13 protein-coding genes are annotated in these 22,466 nt (G+C 65.1%); 6 read left to right on the forward strand and 7 right to left on the reverse strand.

The window, feature by feature from the left end:
* Positions 1-4: 4 nt before the first annotated feature.
* On the reverse strand, positions 5-1,336 hold the full coding sequence (gene tssK, locus FVF58_RS41170; protein WP_149675380.1) for a type VI secretion system baseplate subunit TssK: 1,332 nt from the start codon (positions 1,334-1,336) through the stop codon (positions 5-7).
* Positions 1,337-1,492: 156 nt separating this feature from the next.
* Positions 1,493-1,921, reverse strand: a complete 429-nt coding sequence (gene tssJ, locus FVF58_RS41175; RefSeq protein ID WP_149675414.1) for a type VI secretion system lipoprotein TssJ — start codon at positions 1,919-1,921, stop codon at positions 1,493-1,495.
* 392 nt (positions 1,922-2,313) lie between these two features.
* Between tssJ and FVF58_RS41180 the strand changes: the two genes are divergently transcribed.
* The 6 genes from FVF58_RS41180 to tssC all read left to right on the forward strand — a co-directional run bounded on the left by FVF58_RS41180 (position 2,314) and on the right by tssC (position 14,269).
* Complete coding sequence (locus tag FVF58_RS41180; RefSeq protein WP_246217440.1) at positions 2,314-4,512, forward strand: CHAT domain-containing protein; 2,199 nt, start codon at positions 2,314-2,316, stop codon at positions 4,510-4,512.
* A 103-nt stretch (positions 4,513-4,615) separates the two neighbouring features.
* Positions 4,616-6,298 carry a ShlB/FhaC/HecB family hemolysin secretion/activation protein gene (locus FVF58_RS41185; protein ID WP_149675381.1) on the forward strand — a complete coding sequence of 561 codons (1,683 nt, stop codon included), beginning with the start codon at positions 4,616-4,618 and terminating at the stop codon, positions 6,296-6,298.
* Between the two features lie 11 nt (positions 6,299-6,309).
* Positions 6,310-11,049: a two-partner secretion domain-containing protein gene (locus FVF58_RS41190; protein ID WP_149675382.1), complete on the forward strand. Its 4,740-nt coding sequence runs from the start codon at positions 6,310-6,312 to the stop codon at positions 11,047-11,049.
* Between the two features lie 15 nt (positions 11,050-11,064).
* A complete protein-coding gene (tssA, locus tag FVF58_RS41195; RefSeq protein WP_149675383.1) occupies positions 11,065-12,117 on the forward strand; it encodes a type VI secretion system protein TssA in 1,053 nt (350 codons plus the stop codon).
* Positions 12,118-12,211: 94 nt separating this feature from the next.
* Positions 12,212-12,721 (forward strand): type VI secretion system contractile sheath small subunit, encoded by a 510-nt coding sequence (gene tssB, locus FVF58_RS41200; RefSeq protein ID WP_149675384.1) that lies wholly within the window; start codon positions 12,212-12,214, stop codon positions 12,719-12,721.
* Positions 12,722-12,763: 42 nt separating this feature from the next.
* Positions 12,764-14,269: a type VI secretion system contractile sheath large subunit gene (gene tssC, locus FVF58_RS41205; RefSeq protein WP_149675385.1), complete on the forward strand. Its 1,506-nt coding sequence runs from the start codon at positions 12,764-12,766 to the stop codon at positions 14,267-14,269.
* Positions 14,270-14,305: 36 nt separating this feature from the next.
* Here the strand turns inward: tssC and FVF58_RS41210 are convergent, their stop codons facing one another.
* The 5 genes from FVF58_RS41210 to tssF all read right to left on the reverse strand — a co-directional run bounded on the left by FVF58_RS41210 (position 14,306) and on the right by tssF (position 22,458).
* Positions 14,306-15,085, reverse strand: a complete 780-nt coding sequence (locus FVF58_RS41210) for a PP2C family protein-serine/threonine phosphatase (protein WP_149675386.1) — start codon at positions 15,083-15,085, stop codon at positions 14,306-14,308.
* 43 nt (positions 15,086-15,128) lie between these two features.
* Complete coding sequence (tagH, locus tag FVF58_RS41215) at positions 15,129-16,595, reverse strand: type VI secretion system-associated FHA domain protein TagH (RefSeq protein ID WP_149675387.1); 1,467 nt, start codon at positions 16,593-16,595, stop codon at positions 15,129-15,131.
* A 26-nt stretch (positions 16,596-16,621) separates the two neighbouring features.
* Complete coding sequence (gene tssH / locus FVF58_RS41220; protein WP_149675388.1) at positions 16,622-19,357, reverse strand: type VI secretion system ATPase TssH; 2,736 nt, start codon at positions 19,355-19,357, stop codon at positions 16,622-16,624.
* A 105-nt stretch (positions 19,358-19,462) separates the two neighbouring features.
* Entirely contained in the window at positions 19,463-20,596 is a 1,134-nt protein-coding gene (gene tssG / locus FVF58_RS41225) for a type VI secretion system baseplate subunit TssG (protein WP_149675389.1), read from the reverse strand.
* Complete coding sequence (gene tssF / locus FVF58_RS41230; RefSeq protein ID WP_149675390.1) at positions 20,572-22,458, reverse strand: type VI secretion system baseplate subunit TssF; 1,887 nt, start codon at positions 22,456-22,458, stop codon at positions 20,572-20,574. The genes tssG and tssF overlap by 25 nt, the downstream gene beginning before the upstream one ends.
* Positions 22,459-22,466: the final 8 nt, after the last annotated feature.

Genomic DNA, 22,466 nt, shown 5'->3' on the forward strand with positions numbered 1-22,466 from the left:
GCGGTCACTGGCGAATCGCCCAGAATTCCAGTTCGATGCCGGGAAATTCACCGGCGATATACATCGCCAGGTTGCCGGTCTGTTCGAGCTCTTTCCAGAGATCGCAGCCGCGATCGAGTTCGAAATAGTTGAAGCCCGCATGAAACGGAATTTGCCGCGGAGCCATCGGCATCGCGCGCAAGCCGATTCCGGGCATGGCCAGATTGACGAGATCGCGAAGACGGTCGGCGGGAGCGAGCTTGGCCTGAGTCGGAAAGCGCACACGCAGCGTTTCTCCCGGCATCTGCGCGTTGACCGCGAGCACGAAGCCGGCTTTCTTCAAGAGTTCGAGATCGTTGATCGTCGCCACGCGCACGCCGGACTTGTGCTGCTGCAATTCGATGGCGACGGCGTCGGGTTCGCGCACCTGCGAGAGGAGCTGACGTAATTCCCGCATCACCGGCTCGAACGACCCTTCGAGGTCGTCATGGCGATACGGTGGATACGCGAGCGTACGGCGGCGTTCGTCGAAGGTGGCGAGGTCGCCGGCGAGCGCGATGCTTAGCTGATAGGCGCGCTCGGGATGCAGCAGGGGCACGTGTAGCAGGTGGACGAATTGCGGTTCGAAGCGGTTCAGCGTTTGCAGCAGCAGGAAGTCGGCGACCTCGGCGACTCCGCCGCGTCCGGGCTTCGAGAGGCGCGCGGCGAGCCGGTCGGCATGCTGATGCAGAAGGCCTGCAAGTTCCTGCACGTAGCCGAGCAGTTGTGGCTGCGCGAGCGCGTGGAGCATCGGAGGGATGTAGCGGGGATCGAGCAGCACGCGATTATCCGCGCGCCGTTCGACGACGCGGGCGATGCCGATCGTCGCATAGGCATCGGTGGCCTCGTGCGCCAGCATCAGACGCAGATTCGGCATGCCGACCCGCATCTCGGCCACACGGTCGGTGCTGGTGGTGATATCGACGGCAGTGGTATCGACTGCCAGGTAGCGCAGGCCGTCTGCGGGACCGCCTTCAACGTCGAATTCCTTCGCGCCGTTGCGCGACAGCGGCAACGCCAGCATCACCACTTCGTCGCGCGTGCCGGCTGGCACGTCGAGCGGAGGAGGCGCGGGCGCCTCGTCGGGAAACGAGAACGACGTGCCGTCCGGCAGCACGCCGAATGCCGAGGCAAGCGCAATCTTGCCGAGACCCAGCGCGACCTCGTCGAGCGCGTACGCGACCCAGCCCCACGACCACGCTTCGGTCGCCCGGCCGTGCGAGCGGACCAGATGTTCGACGAAGCGGTCGTGCTGCTGAAAATGCTGGGGTTCCAGGAACAACCCCTCGGACCAGATCATTCGTTGGTGCCAGGTCATGGTGGCTCGCAGTGACAGGCAACGCCTCGCACGGCGTGGAAGGTTTCGCGGACGTACGTCGCCCTGCGGCGCGCCCACCCTTAAAAACGATTGATCGGCAGGAAATTTGCAAACGCCGCTGTTTGTCGGCGCACCAGGCCCGTCACCCCATAGCACTCAAGGTGGCCCGATCACGACGTCAGCGGCGCCGACCTTCACGGCAAAGGGCGTCGTCCTGTTCGGGGGCACCGGGGCAGTGGCGCGCCAGCGCGAGCGTTCAATGTCGCGATACGCCGCGACGACCCCTATGAATTTCGTGCCGGGCTGGACAGTCTGTTCGAGGCTCCGGTTTTCTCCAGGGCGCAGCATGAACTCGCTCTTTGCGTTCAGATCAGCGCCGAGCGTCGCCTGGTCCTTGCCGTATAGCGTGAAGAAGTCGGCACTATCGAATGCGGCGGTCGATTTCAGCTCATAGACGCGAACAAGGACGGGTGACGGACGTCCGCTGCTATCCGGGTTCGCCGAGGCGAGCACGGTCACGCTGATTTTTACTACGGTTGGCGGGGGCGGCGGCGGCGCCTTGCAGGCCGCGGTCAGCATCAGCATGGCCGAGAAGCCCAGCGCAGATAACGGCGAACGCGCAAACCCTGGTGCGAAGAAGCGCCACGCATCGGCATGGCGACCGGCAGTCGAATCGATACCTGGCATGGCGTTTCCCCGTCCCGATCAGACTCGCCGCAATGCGCTCAAGGCTTGACAGGAGACACCCCAGCACTTCAAGCCCATAAGACCGCGGCGCTCAAAGCGTCCCTATCCGCCCTGGCAGGGTTGGCTAAGAGACGAATCGCCCGACGCAATTTTTAAATTTGACTGACTGATTCGTCTATCCAAACAGCAGCACGGTCGAAGCCGGGCGGCTGGGAAATACGGTGTCTCGTGGCCGGGCGACATGCACTTGTCCGACGGCTGTCGTTCCACTATTTCCGACGGAATTGCTCGTGAATCCTTTCCAGCATGTCCGGGTGGCTCGACGCTGGCCCACTGCTGCCGCCCCTTACCAACGGGCGGCGACGGTGTGGCGCGTTAGCGTCTCGAGTTTGGGCGTGATCGCCGGCCTGCTCGCTTTGCTCGCCGTTACCCCAGGCGCATCGGCCCAGGATGCGCCGCTCACACCCGCTGCAAGACAGGCAGAAGCCAGGGCCCGCGACGCCGAAACGATCCAGTCACTATCGAAAGAAGGCCGTCTGCTGCTCGAGCGCGATCAGGTCAAGCTCGACGGCTACGCCTACTGCAGCATGGCGGTCGCGGCCGCGGAACGCGGCGAGTTCAGGGCAAGCATCGAGGCTGCCTCACGCGCATTGCTTGTCGCGCAACAGACCGACAATGTTGACCTGCTCGCGCTCTCGAAGCGCGACCTTGCGATCGCCTATAGCTACGCGGGCGACCTCGACGATGCTCAACGCTATGCCAACGAAGCGCTCGCGGCCGGCGCAAAAAATCCCGAGCAGGTCCTCGCGCCGGCGCACAAGGTGCTGGGTGACATCGCCGCGCGCAAGTCGGATCCTGGCACTGCGATCAGCGAATATCGGGCCGCGCTGGCCACGGCCTCGCCGCGCTATCGTCCCCTCGTGCTGCTCTCGATGACCAACGCGCAGATTGAAGCCGGCGACGCCGCCGCCGCGCGAGCCTCCTTCGATCAGGCGAGTGCGGCGCAAGATTCCGTGCTCGCGCCGTTCTATCGACGCATCCAGGGCAATCTTCTGCTCGCCGAAGGCAAGCCTCGGGAGGCACTCGCCGCGTTCGCAGCCGGCGTGACGAAGAGCGAAGGGGGCGACGCGAGCTATGAGAACCTGTGGGCACACGAGGGCATGGGCCGGGCGTATCTCGCACTCGGCGAGCGCGCGCAGGCACGAGCGGCATGGATGCAGGCACTCGACGACTCCGAGACGATCCGCGCCCGCTTTCGCAGCGACGAGTTCAAGACGGGCCTCTTCGCCGATACGCAGACGGTGTTCGAAGAAACCATCGCGCTCGTCGTCGAGGACGGCGACTACGCCACGGCGTGGGCCTTGTCGGAGCGCAGCCGCGGGCGCGCGCTGCTTGACGTGGTGCGCAATCGTCTCGCTGTCGGCGTCGACGCGCAGCAGTTGAATGGCCGTGTGCTGTTGCTCGGCGAGGTGCGCGCGACGCTGCGCCAGGACGAGGCGATCGTCGAGTTTCACAGCCTGCCGCGCGAGATGATCGTTTGGGTGGTGCGCGCCGACGGTCTGACGGGCATCACACTGCCGATCGCCCGCAAGGACATGGCACTAGCCGTCAGCGATTTCCGCAACGCGATCATTCGCGGCCGTCCCCAGGCACTCACTTACGGAACCCGGCTCGATACGCTGCTGATCGAGCCGCTCGGCTTGCGGCCCAACGAGCGGCTCATCATCGTGCCCAACGGCGCACTGCACTACATGCCGTTTCAGGCGTTGCGCAACGCGCAAGGCTTTCTGATTCAACGGCATCCGATTGCGCTGGCGCCTTCGGCGAGCGTCGCAGTGCAACTCGTGCACCGGCAGCAACGCGTGACGAGCGATCTCGTCGCGTTCGGCAATCCGCGTATCACGCCGGAGTTCGATCTGCCCGGCGCTGAGGCCGAAGTGCGCGGAATTGCGCCCCTTTTCACCAGAGAAGAGACTTTTCTCCAAAGCGCAGTGACCCGCACCGCTTTCAGTAACAACGCGCCGGCAGGCCGCGTCGTGCATGTCGCGACACATGCCGAAGCCGACATCATCGATCCGCTGCATTCGCGCATTCTGCTCGCGCCCGCGTCACAACCGGCCGACGGCCCCGACTCTCTGCTCGCCGAGGATATCTATAACCTCAAGTTCGACGCGGTCGCGCTTGTCACGCTGTCGGCTTGCGAGACGGCCCTCGGGCGGGTCGAACGCGGCGACGAGATCATGGGCTTTACCCGGGCGTTTTTCTATGCTGGCGCATCGGCACTGATTGTCTCGATGTGGCCGGTATCGGATGAATCGACCGCGCTCACGATGCGCACGTTCTATACCTCGCTAACCCGCGGTGACGAAGCGATCGACGCGATGCGCAACGCGCAGCTTGCGGTGCTTGCCAACAGCAGGTTTTCGCATCCGTTCTACTGGGCCCCATTCGACCTGATGGGTGGCTGGCGCCTCTCCGTGGCGCAATGAGAACTTTGCCGTGAAAAAGCCCATGCCCCTCATGCCTTGTTCGATGCGGTGCCGGCGCGCTGCGCCAGGTCGAACGCTGACGCGCGCGGCACGCTGCTTGCCGATGACACTGGCGACACTGGCATGCGCGATAGGCACCGGAGCCTGGGCGCAACAGCCCCCCGGAGCCGGCACGCAGCAGTTTCCGAACGCCGGAACGCTGCTGAATCAACAGGCACGCCCGGAGCCGTCCGCGCCGCCGACCGGAGCCGCAGGCGCGCTGCCAGCACCACCCGCCGCGCCGTCGCCGATCCCGGACGGCAAGACCTTCGAGCTGCGCAGCATCCATCTGGCGGGCAACGATACGCTGTCCGCCGAGGCTTTGCTGCCGCTCGTGAGCGGCAAGATTGGCCAGCAAGTCACGCTCAACGATCTGAACGCATTGGCCGCGCGTATCGCTCAGGCCTATCACGATCGCGGTTATGCGCTCGCGCAGGTCGTGATCCCGCCACAGGACGTGACCAACGGCGACGTGACGTTCACCGTGCTTGAAGGCAAGATTGGCCGCGTACACCTCAATCTGGCACCCGGCACACCGATTCGCGAGAGCCTCGTGCAGGCGCGAATCGCAGCGATCCAGCCAGGCAAGCCGCTGCTGCAGCGCGACCTCGAACGCACGATGCTCCTGTTGTCGGACCTGCCCGGCGTGCGTGTGACCTCCGCGCTCGAAGCGGGCAGCGTGCCCGGCACGGTGGATCTGTCAATCGATCTCTCGCCCGCAAGACGCTGGGAGCTTGGCATGGCGGTGGACAACTATGGCGCGCCGCCAGCCGGCAGCGGGCGGATCGGTCTGGTCGGGCGGCTCGCGTCGCCGCTGATGAACGGGGATAACCTCGACGTGAACCTGCTTGCCGCCCAACGCAGCGATACGCTTTACGGACGCATCGGCTATGACACGCCGATCGACAGCAACGGCACTCGGGTGGGCATCGCGTATTCACATCTGTACTACTACCTCGGTCAGGAGTTTGCGGCGCTCAATGCGCAAGGCACCGCTGATGTCGTCACCGCCTCGATCTCGCACCCGCTGATCCGATCGCGCAGCGAAAACCTGCTGCTGCGTGGCGCACTCGAATATCGTTCGCTCAACGACAAGATTGGCGTTGCAAGCTTCGAGAATCCGCAGAAACTCTCGCTCGCGAGTGTCGGGCTGTCCTACGAAAGCCGCGATGCGTTCCTCGGCGGAGGATTCAACAGCGCAGAGGTGGAACTCTCGTTTGCACATCTGAATATCGACTCGGCTCTAGGCCGCGCACTGGACGAGGGGCCAGGCGGGCGCAACACCCAAGGCAATAGCGTACGCATGACGATGCTCGCGAACCGTCTGAATGCCGTGACGGAGAAGTCGAGCGTGTTCATTGGCATCTCGGGGCAGTGGGCCAATCAGAACCTCGACAGTTCTTCGCAGATCGCGCTCGGTGGTCCACATGCGGTGCGCGCTTACTCGCCCTCGGAAGCACTCGTCGACCAGGCACTGATCGGGACGGTGTCGTATCGCTACGCCGTCATTCCAGCGCTCACGCTCTCTGTGTTCTTCGATATTGGCGTAGGGCGCTACAACGCCCGCCCGATTCCGGGCCAGGGCGCCAATACCGTGACGCGCAGCGGGCCGGGGCTCGGACTCTACTGGAGCGGACCGGCGGGTATTACCGTCGAGGCAAGCCTCGCCTGGCGCACGACACGACCCGATACGACCGGCGACGACAAGCTGCCGCGCCTCTATGTGCAGTTGTCGAAGGCGTTCTGAAGGAGCGTGACATGAACGACACTTCCTGCGTCCCGGCCCGGCAACGTCGCCGGGCTGCGGAGCGTGCGCGCCGCAAACAGGCAAAGCTGGCCCGGCGCGAGAGCATGACGGGTCGCGAGCAGTTCGTCATACCGCTTCTGCCTCTGATGATCTTTCTGATCACGCCCGAGGCAATAGCGCTGCCGGTGGGTGGGCAGGTCGTGAACGGTAATGTCGCAATCGGTGCGGCGGCAAACAATACGCTGCCGATCAAGCAGACCTCGGGCAATGCGATTGTCAACTGGCAGGCGTTTTCGATTGGTGGCAACGAGACGGTCAATATCCAGCAGCCGAATGTGAATGCGGTGATGCTCAATCGGGTGTTGGGCAGCAACGCGAGTGTGATCGCGGGCAAGCTGAACGCAAACGGCAAAGTGTTTCTCGTCAATCCGGCGGGCGTGCTGTTCTCGCCGGGGGCGTCCGTCAATGTCGGATCGCTGGTGGCGTCTACGCTCGGTATTTCCGATAAGGATTTTCTCGCGGGCAACTATCATTTTGTCGCGGTGCCGGGGCGACCGGGCGGCAGTGTCGTCAATCAAGGCTCGATCCAGGCGGCAGCCGGTGGAACGGTTGCGATGCTCGGCGCGCAAGTCAGTAACAGCGGCACGGTCAGCGCGAAACTCGGCACGGTCGCGCTGGGAGCAGGTGGCGATATCACGCTCGATTTCGCGGGCGACGGCCTCACGCTGCTGAAGATCAATGGCTCGGCGGCGCAAGGGCTGATGGACAACTCGGGCACGCTCGCCGCCGACGGCGGCCAGGTCCTGATGTCGGTTCAAAGCGCGGATGCGCTCGCTGGCACCGTGCTCAATCAGCAAGGGCTGGTGCGCGCGCAGAGTGTCGCGGAGCGCAACGGACGTATCGTGCTGGACGGCGGGCCGCTTGGCGTGACGCAGGTGTCGGGCGTGCTGGACGCGACGGGTAGCGCGGGGCTGACAGGCGGCCGGATCGACGTGACCGGGCGGGACGTCGCGCTGCTGAAAGGCGCGCTCGTCGACGCGAGCGGCGCGACGGGGGGTGGCAGGGTGCGCTTCGGCGGCGGTCCGGCTGGCGCGGACACCGACATTCGCGACGCCCAGGCGATCTGGATCGATCCGGCCGCGCAGATGCGTGCGGATGCGCTCGTGAGCGGGCCGGGCGGGCAGCTCGTCGCGTATGGTGCGGACACCGCACGGATTTACGGTACGCTGTCCGCGATGGGCGGCCCGCAGGGCGGCAACGGCGGCGTGATCGAAACGTCGGGCCATTACCTCGATACAGCAGGAGCGCAGATCGATGCTTCGGCGCTGATGGGTTTGGCGGGGACGTGGAAACTTGATCCGTTTGATGTCCTGATTATCGACGACGCGACCGTACCCGCCACGCCATTCAACGGCATGTTCACTTCAAGCGCGGGACAGACGCAGATCACGACCGGAGCCATCAGTGACGCGCTCAACCGTGGTGTCAATGTCACCATTTCAACCTTGCAGACTACGCCGAGCGGATCCGATCTCGGCACCATCACTCTGGAGGGGCCGATCGAGAAAACGAGGGGGGCCGCCCCGGTAACGCTCACGCTGGAGGCAAGCGGCTCGATCGTCATGGACGGTACGAGAGATCAGGCGATTCCTTCGATCACCGATCAGCCGTCCGCCACGCTGACGCCCGGTCCGCTGAACATCATTCTGGCAGCGAAGGGCGTACAAACCCAGCAATCCGCCAGTATTACCGTGAGGGGTCTGAGCGACACCGCGCCCGTCGAGTTGTGGACCAATGGCGGCGACATCCAGATTGGAACACCGCTCGCCGCGGGACAGAGCAGTCCGCCCGTCTTCCTCACGGATGTCAATATCGATACGCGTGTACGGACACCGCCGCCCGGTGGAATCTTTGCGGGGCCGCCACCACAGTCGGGAGCCAACGCCACGGCCGCGAGCGGCAGCGTGACGATCCAGGGCGCAGGTGTGACGAGTCCGAATTCCGATTTCATTGCGACCGGTGATGGCGTCGACATTCTCGGCACGACCATCGTGACGACGACCGGCACCATCAGCATTGTCGGGTCGGGCCCAGTGGTGAGCGGCGCCACACGAACGCAGGGGAATGGCGTGCTGATCGGCGCCACGACGATCGGTGATGGCGGCACGGGACTCGGCTCGACGATCGCCTCGACAGCGGGTGCGATCACGGTCCAGGGTACAGCGGCCACCTCGACGGGTGCTCCCACGATTAATTCCGCTACTACCTCGGTGGTGGGCGACGGCGTCGACATCTCGGGGGTGTCGACGATCTCCTCGGGCGCGGGCGCGATCACTATCTCGGGCACGGCCAGTTCCTCCACGGGCACGTTCACGAACCCCATGGGAACTGTCGCCGGCAACGCTGTTGAGATCACCGGCCCGGCGACGATCCGTACCGACTCGGGCGCGATTACCCTCCAGGGCGCGGGCGCCACTTCCACGACTGCCGTCAACCTGCTCGTGACCAACGGGACCGTGATCGACGGAACCACGACGATCTCCTCGACGTCGGGCCCGATTAGCATGCAGGGCTCCGGGGCTATCGCGACAGGGACGGTCAATCAGCTCGGCGGCAACGGTATCGACCTTTCCGCCACGACGACGATCACGTCATCGTCCAGTTCGATCGGCATCAACGGCACGGCGGCCAGTTCCACGACGACAGTCGGCCAGTTCCAGGGCAGCGGCGTCGTGATCGACGGACCGGCGACAATCTCCGCGGGCACCAGTCTTTCCATCGTCGGCACGGTACCCGCCACGACAACATCGGGGAGCGGGACACGGAGCGGCGACGGCGTCCACCTTGGCAACGCCGGCCCGGTGACGCTCGCTGCCAACCAGCTGACCATCGAAGGTTCCGCGTCGCCAGCCAATGCCTTTGGCTTCGGCGTGTCGATCTTCGGCCCCGTGGCGGTTGGCGCAAGACAGGGCGACGCCCGGATCTTCGGCAGCGGTAATGGCGATGAGGGCGTGTCGATCATTGGGGGACCGGCAATTCCGGTCAGCGTGACCGCGCACAACGGCATCGTCGACCTACGCGGTGTCACGAATGGTGTGGCCCTATCGGGATCGAGCCTCGATCAGATCGAGTTTTCGCCCGGCGTATTGGTCGACGGCGCTCAGATTTCCGCGAGCGGCGCACCGAGCGGCGTTTCCATCACGGGCTCGACTCCATCGACGGCCGCGGGTTTCGAGCTCATCGGCACGACTGTGTCGACCGACCCAGGCGGTACGATCATCCTGCGGGCCGCAAGCGGCAGCACGAACTCGTCGTCGATTTCCATCGATCCCGCCTCGTCGATCCGGGCACCGGCCGGCGTGGTGGTGTTCGCACCGGCTTCGGTCGACCCGAGCTTCGCCGTGACCCCACAAAACAGCGTGCCGATCACGCTATTCGGACCCAGCACAACCGCGGGCCTCAACATCGACCCGGCGACGTATCAAACAATCGCCCCCACGCTGGGAACGCTCGTGCTCGGCTCGACGACGCAGACCGGCCCGATCACGGTCGACGGCACCTGCGCGGGCAATGCCGCGTCGTGCGCGCAGCCGCAACGCCCGACTGTCGTCAGCAATCTGACGCTCGCCAATCCGGGGGCAGGAAGCCTGGGCATCGCACTGTCATTTGGCGTCTCGATGCCTGGCCATACTTTGACGCTGTCTTCGGCCGGCCCGGTGACAGACCCGAACGGCATCCAGGCAGCCGGTCTGCTGCTCGCCGGAAACACCAGTTTCACGCTGACCGATCCCGGCAACGACGTCGGCAGGCTAGCGATAGTCGGTGCACAAAACGTGACCTTCTCGAATCCGGGTAGTTTCGACATTGGACCATTGACTGCGCAAACCTATGATTCGGCAACAGGGACGGTGACGACCATCGATGGCACGAACTCCTCGCTAAGCGGCAGTCTCCTCGCGACATCGTTGAACGGCGGGATAGCGCTAGGCGTTCCGGGTACGCCAACGAACGTGAATGCGGGCCGCACGATCGACCTCGTGATGGAACACGGCGAGTTCGACAACGCGGGCGGCGGCGGCCCTATCGCAGGCAACGCCTGGCATGTCTGGGAAGCGAGCTGGCAGGGCGAGACGCGCGGCGGCCTGGATCCGGGCGGCGCGCGGCCGAACTACTATGGCTGCATCTACCCGGGAATCTGCAGCTGGGGCGGCACCGTGCCGCTCGACAGCAACCATTTTGTCTATGTCGCGCAGCCGACGCTCACGATCACCATCGGCAACAGCAGCCGTGTCTTCGGAACCGGCAATCCTGCGTTCACGTTCACGGTGACAGGTCTGATCAACGGCGATACGGCAGGCGGTGTTGTCCAGGCCGGGGCGTTCGGCACGCCGGCAAACTCCACATCGCCGGTCGGGCAGTATCCGGTCACCGGCACATTCGCTACGCTGGTCGGCTATAACCTGGCGATCGTGCCCGGCACGCTGACCGTCACGCCACTTCCACTCAACGGGCAGGTCTTCGACCGCTCGGGCCTCCAGCCGCTCTTTACTGCGCAGGAGCAGAGCTTCGTCTATGAAAGCAATCTGGGCGGCATCCATGTCTGCGTCGGTTCGAACGAACCGATTCTGGCGCTCCAGCAGCCCGAAGGCGCGGCCGACAAGCTGGCGGTCGAATGGAAGCGGGTGCGCTCGCGACCGAATCTGAACAGTTGCCTCGTCGTCAATGGCCAGCACGGCTGCGACGAATTCTAGCCGCGGAGACCGCCGATGCTCGATGTGGAACCTCTGCTCGCCGAAACCCGATCGATGCCGCCATGTGGAGTCGATCTGGAATACGACGCCGAATTCCTCGAACTCGAAGCGCTCGCGAGCGACAAGCCAGAGCGGCAGTTCGAGCAGGCGGGCGACGAGCCGCCGTGGCGCGACATCATGGAGCGCGCCGCGGCGCTGTTCGACCGGTCCAAGGATCTGCGCGTCGCGCTCGCTTACATGCGGGCAGCGTCGCGCGTAGCCGGGCTCGGCGGTTTTCACGCGGGGCTGCGCGTGCTCCTCGGCATGCTCGAACGCTATTGGGAGAACCTGTATCCACCGCTCGACGCCGAAGACGACAACAGCCCCGCCCAGCGGGTGAACGCGCTCGCGGCACTCGCGGACCCGTATACGCCGTTCGACGATCACTCGACGCTCCTTCACGATCTGCGCGTAGCCGAAGTCTGCCGCGTGCCGGGAGACCGGCTCACCGTGCGCGACATACTGATCGCGCTCGGCAAGCTCGGCGCGCCCGAAGGCGAGCCACCGCTCACGCTTCAGGTCGTGCAGGGCGTGCTGGCCAAGGCGATCAAGGACGATCCGGCGGCGCTCGCGGATGCGCTGACGTTACCCGAGACCGTCGAGAAACTGTCGAACAGGATGACCGCATGCTTCGGCGCACAGGACGCACCAAGCATCACCGCGATGATGGGTGTCGCGCAGAGCATCGCGGGTGCGTGCCGGTCGGTGGCGGTGAACAGCGTCGCTGCCGCGCAATCCCGGGAGAGTCCGCAGCCCGTTGCCGTCGACGCCGCCGGCACGCTGTCAGCCGGCGCGGCGGAATTGCCGCGCACCCAGGGGCCGGGCCGACTGGCGACGCGCGAGGATGCCATTGCGATGCTGGACGCCGTGTGCGCGTTCCTCGAACGTACCGAGCCGACCAATCCGGCGCCGCTGCTCATCCGGCGGGCGCGGGCGCTGATGGGCAAGGACTTCATCGCGATCATGCAGGACCTCGCGCCGGATAGCCTCCCGCAGATCCACCAGATCCTGGGCAAGGAGTCCGGATGACGCACCCTGAAGCAAGGTCCGCGCGCCGTTGTTTTCAATCGACGGCCGCCCGATCGTCTTAGAAAGGTGAGTCTCGAACACGCAGGGAGGGGTTATGGCAACGAGCAGTCAGAAGTTCATCGGCCGCAACCGGGCGCCGCGCGTACAGATCGAATACGACGTCGAGACTTACGGCAGCGAGCGCAAGATCCAGCTGCCTTTCGTCATGGCCGTGCTGGCCGATTTGTCCGGCAAACCCGCCGAACCGTTGCCGCCGGTCGGCGAGCGCAAATTCCAGGAAATCGACATCGACAATTTCGACAGCCGGATGAAGGCGATGAACCCGCGCGTCGCGTTCCAGGTGCCGAACACGTTGACCGGCGAGGGGAATCTCAGCGTCGACATCACCTTCGAGAACATGGACGATTTTTCGCCCGCGGCCGTCGCTCGCAAGGTCGATGCGCTGAACCGGCTGCTCGAAGCGCGCACGCAACTGGCCAACCTGGTCACCTACATGGACGGCAAGACGGGCGCAGAGGAGCTGATCGCGCGCGTGCTCGAAGACCCGGCACTGCTGCAGACGCTCGCTAGCACTGCGCAAAAACCGGCAGCCGCGGCCGAATGAGCCGCAGTTTCGCCGGTGGTGTCCCACTAAAGGGAAACGAACATGTCTGACATTCCGAAGTCCACCGAAACGCCGGCTGAGCAGCAGGGCACGACGCTCGAAGGCAGCGATCTCGCCGCACTCCTGAACAAGGAATTTCGCCCCAAGAGCGACGAGGCGATGAACGCCGTGCAAACCGCGGTACAGACGCTCGCACAGCAGGCCCTGTCGAAAAGCCAGCTGATTTCCGGCGATGCGATCCGTACGATCCAGAGCATGATTGCCGAAATCGACGCGAAGCTCACCGGACAGGTCAACGAGATCCTGCATCATGCTGACTTCCAGAAACTCGAAGGCTCCTGGCGCGGCTTGCACTACCTGATCAACAACACCGAAACGGACGAGATGCTCAAGATCCGCGTGATGAACATCTCGAAGAAGGATCTGGGCAAGACGCTCAAGCGTTTCAAGGGCGTCGCGTGGGACCAGAGCCCGCTCTTCAAGCGCGTGTACGAAGAGGAATACGGCCAGTTCGGCGGCGAACCGATTGGCGCGATGGTCGGCGACTATTACTTCAATCAGACGCCACCCGATGTCGAATTACTCGGCGAAATATCCAAGATTGCGGCGGCGGCGCACGCACCGTTCATTGCCGCAGCCGACCCGAGCCTTCTGCAGATGGACTCGTGGCAGGAACTGGCTAATCCGCGCGATCTGACCAAGATCTTCGGCACGCCGGAATATGCGAGCTGGCGTTCGCTGCGCGAATCGGAAGACGCGCGCTACCTGGGCCTTGCAATGCCGCGCTTTCTCGCGCGGGTGCCTTATGGCGCGCGCACGGCGCCAGTCGATGAATTCGATTTCGAGGAAAACACGGGCTCGGCCGATCACAGCAAGTATGCGTGGGCCAATGCGGCGTATGCGATGGCGGTCAATATCAACCGTTCGTTCAAGTTCTACGGCTGGTGCTCGCGAATTCGCGGGGTGGAGTCGGGCGGCGCGGTCGAGGGGCTGCCGGTGCACACCTTTCCGACCGACGACGGCGGCGTCGACATGAAATGCCCGACCGAGATCGCGATTTCCGATCGTCGCGAGGCCGAACTGGCGAAGAACGGTTTCATGCCGCTCATTCACCGCAAGAATTCGGATTTCGCGGCCTTCATCGGTGCGCAATCGCTGCAAAAGCCCTTCGAATACGAGGATCCCGACGCCACCGCGAATGCGGCGCTCGCGGCACGGTTGCCGTATCTGTTCGCGTGCAACCGCTTTGCGCATTACCTGAAGTGCATCGTGCGCGACAAGATCGGCACGTTCAAGGAGCGCTCCGATATGGAGAGCTGGCTGAACCGCTGGATCACGCAGTACGTCGACGGCGATCCCGCCAACTCGTCCGAGATCACCAAGTCGCAAAAGCCGCTCGCGGCAGCGGAGGTGAAGGTACAGGAAGTGGAGGGCGCGCCGGGTTACTACACCTCGACTTTCTATCTGCGCCCGCACTATCAGCTCGAAGGGTTGACGGTCTCGCTGCGGCTCGTGTCGCGATTGCCGTCCGCGAAGGCGGCTGCCTGACGCAGTTCGCGTCAGCGGCGCCGCTGCGACGGTGCGTCAACGCGTGCGCAGGATCGTGGTCTGTGGCGGCTCGCCGATCCACACCGCCGTCGCGGTGAAGTTGTCGTGTCCTGGGCGGGCGCTGTCCGCGACCCGTGCAGCCAGCCGTTCGAGCCACGCCGACGGCGAGGCTGCGCGACCGATCGCGTCGATCATCGCAGCTTCGTCCACATACTCCCAGAAGCCATCCGTGCACAGCAGGAACGCATCGCCATCGGCGAGCGGGAAAGGCTCGCCGGAAACCGCGATCGGCAGTTCATCGGCCGTGCCGAGCGCCGCAAACAGCACGTTGCGGCGGGGGTGATGGCGCACGTCCTGGCTCTCCAGCAGTTTCGCGTCGAGCATGCTTTGCACCAGGCTGTGGTCCTGGGTCTGGACGCGGGTGGCGCCGTTGCGGAAGCAGTAGAGACGGGTGTCGCCGCAATGCGCCCAGGCGGCGGACTGCGCCTGCTCGTCGATGGCGAGCAGCACCGCGGTCGAACGCATGTGTTCGAGTCCGCCGCCGGTTTCCTGCGCGTCGACGATCGCGTCGTTCGCGCGTAGCAGGATCCGCATCAGGTTCGGCGCGCTCAGCGCGAGACCCGCGGCGGTGACCCGCTCGAGTTCGGCGCAGACCGTGTCGACCACGATGCGCGACGCCGCATCGCCGCCGCCGTGTCCGCCTGCGCCATCGGCGACCACGCAGGCGAGCAGGTGGTCGCGCCGCCATTCGCCGTAGGCGTCCTCGTTGCGGCTTCGACCGCCCACCTCGCTCACGCTTGCGGTTTGCAGTTGCACGATGTCCTCCAGCGAGCGCGGCGTGACGGGACGTGATTCAGGTTCAGGACTTGTGTTGCTTCAGGCGGTCGATCTGCGCCTCGTAGGCCGCGACGAACGCCTTGCCGAAGAGCGCGTGGAAGTCGTCGGCGGCTTCGTGCGAAAGTTGGCTGTACAGGTCGTTAAACAGATCCCAGCAGCGTGCGCGACGGCTTAGCTGCGGCAGTAACGTGTCGAGCAGCGAGTGTTGCACGAGGCGCGCTTCGATTTTCGCCGGCTCGAAGCGCTCGAATACGCCGTCCAGCGCGGCGCGCATACCCGCGACAAAACCGACCTGGTGCGCGCGCAGATCGTCGTAGGCGTCCGACAAGGCCTCGGTGCCCGGCATGAAGCCTCGTGACGGACGATTCAGCAGATGGGCGAGCGCTGTTTCGACGTCCGGGGAGAACTTGAGCGGGTTGTTGCCGGTGGCGACGATCAGGGTCGCGTCGGTGCGCATTTCGCGCTTGGTGGTCGCACGCGCGGTGAGCAGATCGAGCGTTCCTTGAGTGGCCTCGCGCAGCAACGCGCCGATCAGTTGCATGACGGCGGGCGTGAGTGAATCGAGATGGACGCCGGGCGCGTCGAGGCCGCGCAACAAAGCGTCGAGCAACGCGCGCTCGTCGGCCGGCCGTGGCGGGGATTCCGCGACTGCTGCGGGCGGTGCGCTGGGCGGTTGCCGCGGCTCTTCCCGAGACTCCGGACGCATCCGCGGCAGAGGAAACGCGCTGCTCAGTTCGGAGCCGCGATCGGGCAGCGTGGGCGGCGGCGCGTCGGGCCGCGCCGATGAGGTCAGGCTCGCCAATGGATCGCTCGCTTGGGCCGTGTTAGGCGCGCAGAGCGGATCGTCGATCGGCGAGGCGCCGAACGGCGGCGTCCGTCGTGCGTTGCCTCGGTCGTCGGCCGGGAGATCAGTGGCGGGACCGAGGTCGAACAGTTCATCAATCGACCGGTTCGCAGCGGGATCGTCGAGGCCCAGATCGAAGTCTTCAGGCAGGCCGGAGCGTGGCTCGCCGGACTGGACGTCCGGCTCGGTGCGCCTGCTCGCCGGGCGGAGCAGATCGTCCAGTCTGCCTGCGTCGTGCCCGGCGCGCGGGGCCTGCGACGGCGCACCGAAAATATCCGCGAAAGGATCGTTGCTGAGGTCCGTCGGCACGGTGGGCACGGTCGGCTCATCGTCGCTATTCACCGCGCAGAGCAACTGATAGCCGCCAATCTGCACCTCGTCGCCGTCTTTCACGATGATTTCCTGCCCGGGCTCCAGCGCTGTGCCGTTCACGAGCGCCGGATTGCTGCCGCGATCGATCAGCCGATATTGCCCATCGCGCCACACGATCTGCGCGTGTACGCGCGACACCGTGCGTTCCGGGTCCTCGAGCACGAGGCGGTTCGAATCCGCGCGGCCGATCGTCCCGCCCGCCGTGTCGAAGGTGGCCGAAGGCGGATGCGCTCGGGGCTGGCCATTGAAGCGTGTCACCGTGAGCGTCAGCATCAGATGAACTCCCGTACGGCCCCGTTTCAGTCAAACTGGTAGAGAAAGTCGTCCGCCGTGGTCGACAGGCGGATGCGCGTGAGTGTGCCGCCCTCGGTCAGCCTCGACAGATATTCCGTGGAGATGCGCGGCAGGACCGTGTTGGTGAGCAGCGCATCGATCACGCGGCCGCCCGATTCGGCCTCGGTGCAGCGCGACACGATGAGCTTGACCGCAGCGTCGTCGAACTCGAACGGGATGCCGTGATTGTCGGCGATGCGGCGGCGAATGCGCTCCAGTTGCAGGCGCACGATGTTCGCCATCATCGCGTCGGAAAGCGGGTAGTAGGGCACCGTGACGACGCGGCCGAGGAGCGCGGCCGGGAACACATCGAGAAGCGGCTCGCGCAAGGCGGCGGCCAGTGCGGCAGGCGCGGGGGGACTCGCCGGGTCGCGGCACATCCGCATGATGACCTCGGAGCCGACATTCGACGTGAGCAGGATGATCGTGTTTTTGAAGTCGATATAGCGGCCTTCGCCGTCTTCCATCCAGCCCTTGTCGAAGACCTGAAAAAAGATTTCGTGCACGTCGGGATGCGCCTTTTCGACCTCGTCGAGAAGCACGACGCTGTACGGGCGGCGGCGCACCGCCTCGGTCAGCACGCCGCCTTCTCCATAACCGACATAGCCCGGCGGCGCGCCCTTGAGGGTCGAGACGGTATGGGCTTCCTGAAACTCGCTCATGTTGATGGTGATGACGTTCTGCTCGCCGCCATAGAGCGCCTCGGCGAGCGCGAGCGCGGTTTCCGTCTTGCCGACTCCCGACGTGCCGCACAACATGAACACGCCAATCGGCTTGTCGGGGTTGTCCAGGCGTGCACGCGAGGTCTGAATGCGCTTTGCGATCATGTCGAGCGCGTGGCGCTGGCCGATCACGCGCCGATCGAGTGTGTCGGCAAGATTCAGGACCGCAGCCATTTCGTTGCGGACCATGCGGCCGACAGGAATGCCGGTCCAGTCGGCGACCACCGAAGCGACGACGGCGGCATCGACGGTCGGGATGATCAGCGGGGCTTCGCCCTGGAGGTCGGCAAGGCGGATTTTCAGGTCGCCGAGGCGGGTGAGCAGCGACGCACGGTCGGTGGTTTGGCTGGCGCCCGTTGCGCTGCTCTCAGTGCCATCACTGCTATCGCTGGCCTCTCCGGTCTCGCCAGCGGCAGCCTCTGCGGAATCGACCTGCTCGCCGCTTGCCCGCAGCGCGGCGCGCACCGACAGCAGCTCGTCGACCACCCCCTTTTCCTCGTTCCAGCGTGCTTCCAGCCCTTCGAGCACTTGGCGTTCACGCGCGAGCGCGTCGGCGACAGCCGTCGCCCGCGAGCCGATCTCGACGCCCATGCTCGCTTCCCGCGCGACGATGGCCGCCTCGACATCGAGCGCTTCGATCCTGCGGCGGCAGTCGTCGAGTTGCGGTGGCGTTGCGTGCTGGCTCACCGCGACGCGTGCGCAGGCCGTGTCGAGCAGACTGACTGCCTTGTCCGGCAATTGCCGCGCGGGAATGTAGCGATGCGAGAGCCGCACGGCCGCTTCAATGGCTTCGTCGAGCAACTGCACCCGGTGATGTGATTCCAGCACCGCTGCTACGCCGCGCAGCATGCGCACGGCCTTCGCCTCGTCGGGCTCATGCACCTGCACCACCTGAAAGCGCCGCGTTAGCGCGGGGTCCTTCTCGATGTATTTCTTGTACTCGGCCCAGGTCGTTGCGCCGATCGTGCGCAGGTCGCCGCGGGCGAGCGCGGGCTTGAGAAGATTGGCCGCGTCGCCCGTGCCTGCCGCGCCGCCCGCGCCGATCAGCGTGTGAATCTCGTCGATGAACAGGATGATCGGCGACGGACTCGACTGAACCTCTTCGACGACCTGCCGCAGCCGTTGTTCGAATTCGCCCTTCATGCTCGCGCCGGCCTGTAGCAGGCCAAGATCGAGCGACCACAGCGTGACGCCGCGCAGCAGCGGCGGGACGTCGCCGCGCACGAGACGCTGTGCGAATCCCTCGACCACCGCCGTCTTGCCGACGCCCGCCTCGCCGGTAAGCAGCGGATTGTTTTGCCGCCGCCGCATCAGGATATCGACGATCTGGCGGATCTCCTCATCGCGTCCGCTGACCGGGTCGATCTTGCCGTTGCGGGCCTTGTCGGTGAGGTCCGTTGCATACTTCCTGAGTGCCTCCTGCTTGCCCATGGCCGCAGGCGCCGGTTCGTACGCCGCGCCGCGCTCCGCCGGGCCGACGCCGCCGCTCTGGTCCACGGCGTCTTCCGCCGTGCCTGCCAGGATGGTCGAGAAGTTGTCCGAAAGGTCTTCGAGCTTGATGCGTTCGAACTGGCGCGAGATGGCGAGCAGGTTGTTGCGAAGCCGGGGCGTCTTGAGGATGCCAACCACCAGGTGGCCGGTGCGCACTTTCGTCGCGCCGAACATCAGTGTGCCGTAGACCCAGCCGCGCTCGATGGCGTCGGTGATGTGCTCGGAGATATCGGAGATCGAGGTCGCGCCGCGCGGCAGACGATCGAGCGACGCCGTCATGTCGCGCGCCAGCACGGCAGCATCGATGTTGTAATGGGCCATCAGCCGTTGCAGATCGGAGCCGGGCGTCTCCACGATCTGCATGAGCCAGTGTTCCAGTTCGACGTATGGGTTGCCGCGCAGCTTGCACAGCACCGTGGCGCTTTCGACGGACTTGTAGCCGAGCGGGTCGAGCTTGCCAAACAAGGCCACACGACTGATTTCCGCCATCGTGAAAGCTCCTTTGACGAGAGAACGAGCGCCGCCGCGGCATGCCGTCGTCTTATAAGACGGCTTTGCGAGCGGTTTTTTTGAAAGCGCGAGGTAATCGGAACGTCACAGCGGCACGCGTCCGTCCGCATCCAGCGCGAGGTCGGCTGCGTCGTGGCGCCGTTCGCGCTGCGCGAGCCAGGCGGAGTAGCCGAGACGTCCGTAACCGCCGAGCCTGAACGCCGGCACCTCGCCCGCGTGCAGGATCAGCTTCGCGTCCCATGCCAGTTCGCGGTTCAGATGCTGCCGCACCAGCGCGACGAGTGGTGCGAGCGCAGCGCCGCCGGGCAGCAGCGCTTCGTATTGCGCAAGCGACAGCGGGCCGATCACGAGACGAAACTTGTGCTGCCGGTCCCAGACATGTCCGCCGAGCACGGCGCCGCTGCCGAGGCGGGCCATGCTCGAGCGTGCCCGGCTCTGTTGCGCATGCGGGCCGCGCGTTTGCAGACGCGTACGTTCGGCGCGTTCCAGTGTCATCCAGTGTCCGCAGAACGGTTCGACACGCACCGGCACGCGTAGCACGGCGCCGGTGATCGCTTCGAGCACTTCGAGCGGCCGCGTCTGCATGTTGATTAGTCCAGCGAAGTGCAGCCTCGCGAAATCGGACGCCGCATCGCGCCCACGGCTGGCATCATCGGCGAAGCCGATCAGGGAGCCGACATAGAACGCGAAGCGGTCGCCGGGGCGATCGAGGCTGTTCGCGGGACGTCCCAGAGACGAGGCGCGGTAGAACAGCAGCAGAAAGCGGTGTAACAGCAGGTCGAGCAGATGCGCAAAAGCCGCGTCGCCGTGATGCATGATGCGCTCGCGGGCGAAGTCGGTCAGATGCAGCGGCAATGGGCCGTTCGGTCCGAGCAGGCCGAAAAAGCGCTGTGAAAGGCGCGGCGCATTCGTTTGCACCCGTCCGTTGGTTCGTGTCAACGCGGCGAGCGGTGCGGGCGCGAAGGCGAGAGATACGTCCTGCGCGAGCCGGATCGCTTCTTCGGTTGGACGCGACGCCGTGCCAAGACGCGGCAGATGCGGAGTGAGCGCCTCGATACGGCGCATCAACTGAAAAAAGTCATATTCGTGCGGCGCGGCGGCCACACGCTCGAAAAGTGCATCGAGCGCTTGCGCCCGCGCGGCTGCGTCGTCCGCAGGGGCGTCGGGGGCCGGCGGCTCGTCGTCCGCCGCGCTCAGAAGATCTGACGGATTCCGCATCGCGGGGGCAGGCGAAGGATCTCGCCGCGAGTCGTCGTGCGCAGAACCGTCTGCACGAACGCGTTGATCGATACATAGCGCGCGAAAAACCGGTCGAGCACGCAACCGAGCAGGTAAGCGCTGCCGCCCTGAAATGCCATATCCTCGGCGCTCAGTTCGATCTGCAGACCGCGCCCGAACGCGATGGGTCCGGGCATCGGCAAGCGCCGCACCACAGGCGTCGCATGCACCGAGAGGATACCCGCGATCTGCCGCCGGCTGACTTCGTCGTTGCCCGACACGTGCAAGCTCAGGAGCGAGCGCAGCGCGGCTGCGCCTTCGCGCGCGTCGCCGTCGTACAGCGACAGGTAGTGCAGCGCTAGCTGATCCACGAGCCGCCAGTTGTGGCCAAAATCCAGACATGGCGCGGCGGGCGGCGAGGGCCGCGTGACGCAGCGAACCGAAGCCACGGGCGCCGCAATGTCGAGTGCGAAGTCGTTTTGCGTGCCGCCGTGCGGCATGAGGAGCGGCAAGTCCCGATTGGTGCAAAGCGTTTCGAAGGACAGTTGCCGCAGGTCGCCGCTGTAGGGTGCCTCCCGCGGATCGACGATCGACACGAATACTTCGCTCCCCACGTATTCAGTGCGATAGCCGCTTCGCTTGCGCTCGGCGGGCACGACGCGCGGCTCGCGGCGCACCGTGAAATAGGCCGCGTCCTCGGGACGGTCAGCGAGAAAGTCTCCGTAGAACGGATGAAACACCTGCTCGCTGTCGTCACCTGCGCCATAGCCTGACACGGCCGTGACCGTATGCACCTCGAAGTCGAGCGGGCGGGTGCGGTCCGGCACCACATGAAACTCTGCGACGTTATCCGACACGAACGCGCGGTCCGCATGTTTTGAAAACAGGTTGATCGCGGGCACGCAGTCGAGCAACAGGTGCTCGCGCGAGATCACGCGTTCGAGCGCCGCGTCGCCATTCGCGAGCAGGATTGTCAGTTCGATTTCACGCGACGCAAACGCGGGTAGCACGGCTGACAGGCCATCGATTCTGGCGAAGCGAAAGCGCTCGGCAAAAGCGAAATATTCATGCAGCAGCCGGTAGCCCTGAAACGCGTTCGGCGTGACGGGCAACAGGGCTTCGTCGTCGTCGAAGCCAGTGCTTGAGACAACGTCACCGGCTAGCGTGTCGACGCGCGATACGGGCCGCTGCGGTGTCGAGATCACAACAGCGAGTGCGCTACCGGTGACGAATTCGAAGAGTTTCCAGGCGGTATCGTCGCCGCCGGCGAAGTAGAGACGCAAGCTGTCGAGACTGAGCATGTCGAAGCTCAGTCCCTCCGCCGCCAACAGACGCAGGCGCAACGCGCCCTTCACGCGTCTTGCGAGCGCGCGCGTTCCTGGCAGTGTCGTGAGCGGCAGATCGGTGACCTGCGCCAGATAACGCGCGTCCGTCAGTTCGAGCGGCCATAGGGTCAAGTCCGCGCCGGTTCTGAACTGGCAGTGGACCGCATCGCCTGACGCCTGGCTGGCGATCAGCGCGGTGTGGCGCGGCACCGTGAAACCCGTGGCGAGATTGGGATTGCCGAGATCGGGAGCGAGTCGTGCGATCAACATCGACGGAGTCGGACAGGCCGACTGCGGCAACACGACCTGCGTCAGATGCTGGGTGAAGCGCGGAAATTCTTCTTCGAGCTTCAATTGCACACGGGCTGCGAGAAATGCGGTTCCTTCGAGCAGCCGCTCGACATACGGATCCGCGACGTTGAAGTCGTTGATGCCCAGGCGCGCCGCAATCTTCGGAAACTGCTGTGCGAATTCCACGCCCATCTCGCGCAGGTGCGCCAGTTCGGTGTTGTAGTGTTTGAGCAGGCGAGGATCCATATCGCGGG

Origin of the sequence: Paraburkholderia panacisoli, assembly GCF_008369935.1 — a bacterium.
Taxonomy (GTDB): Bacteria; Pseudomonadota; Gammaproteobacteria; order Burkholderiales; family Burkholderiaceae; genus Paraburkholderia; species Paraburkholderia panacisoli.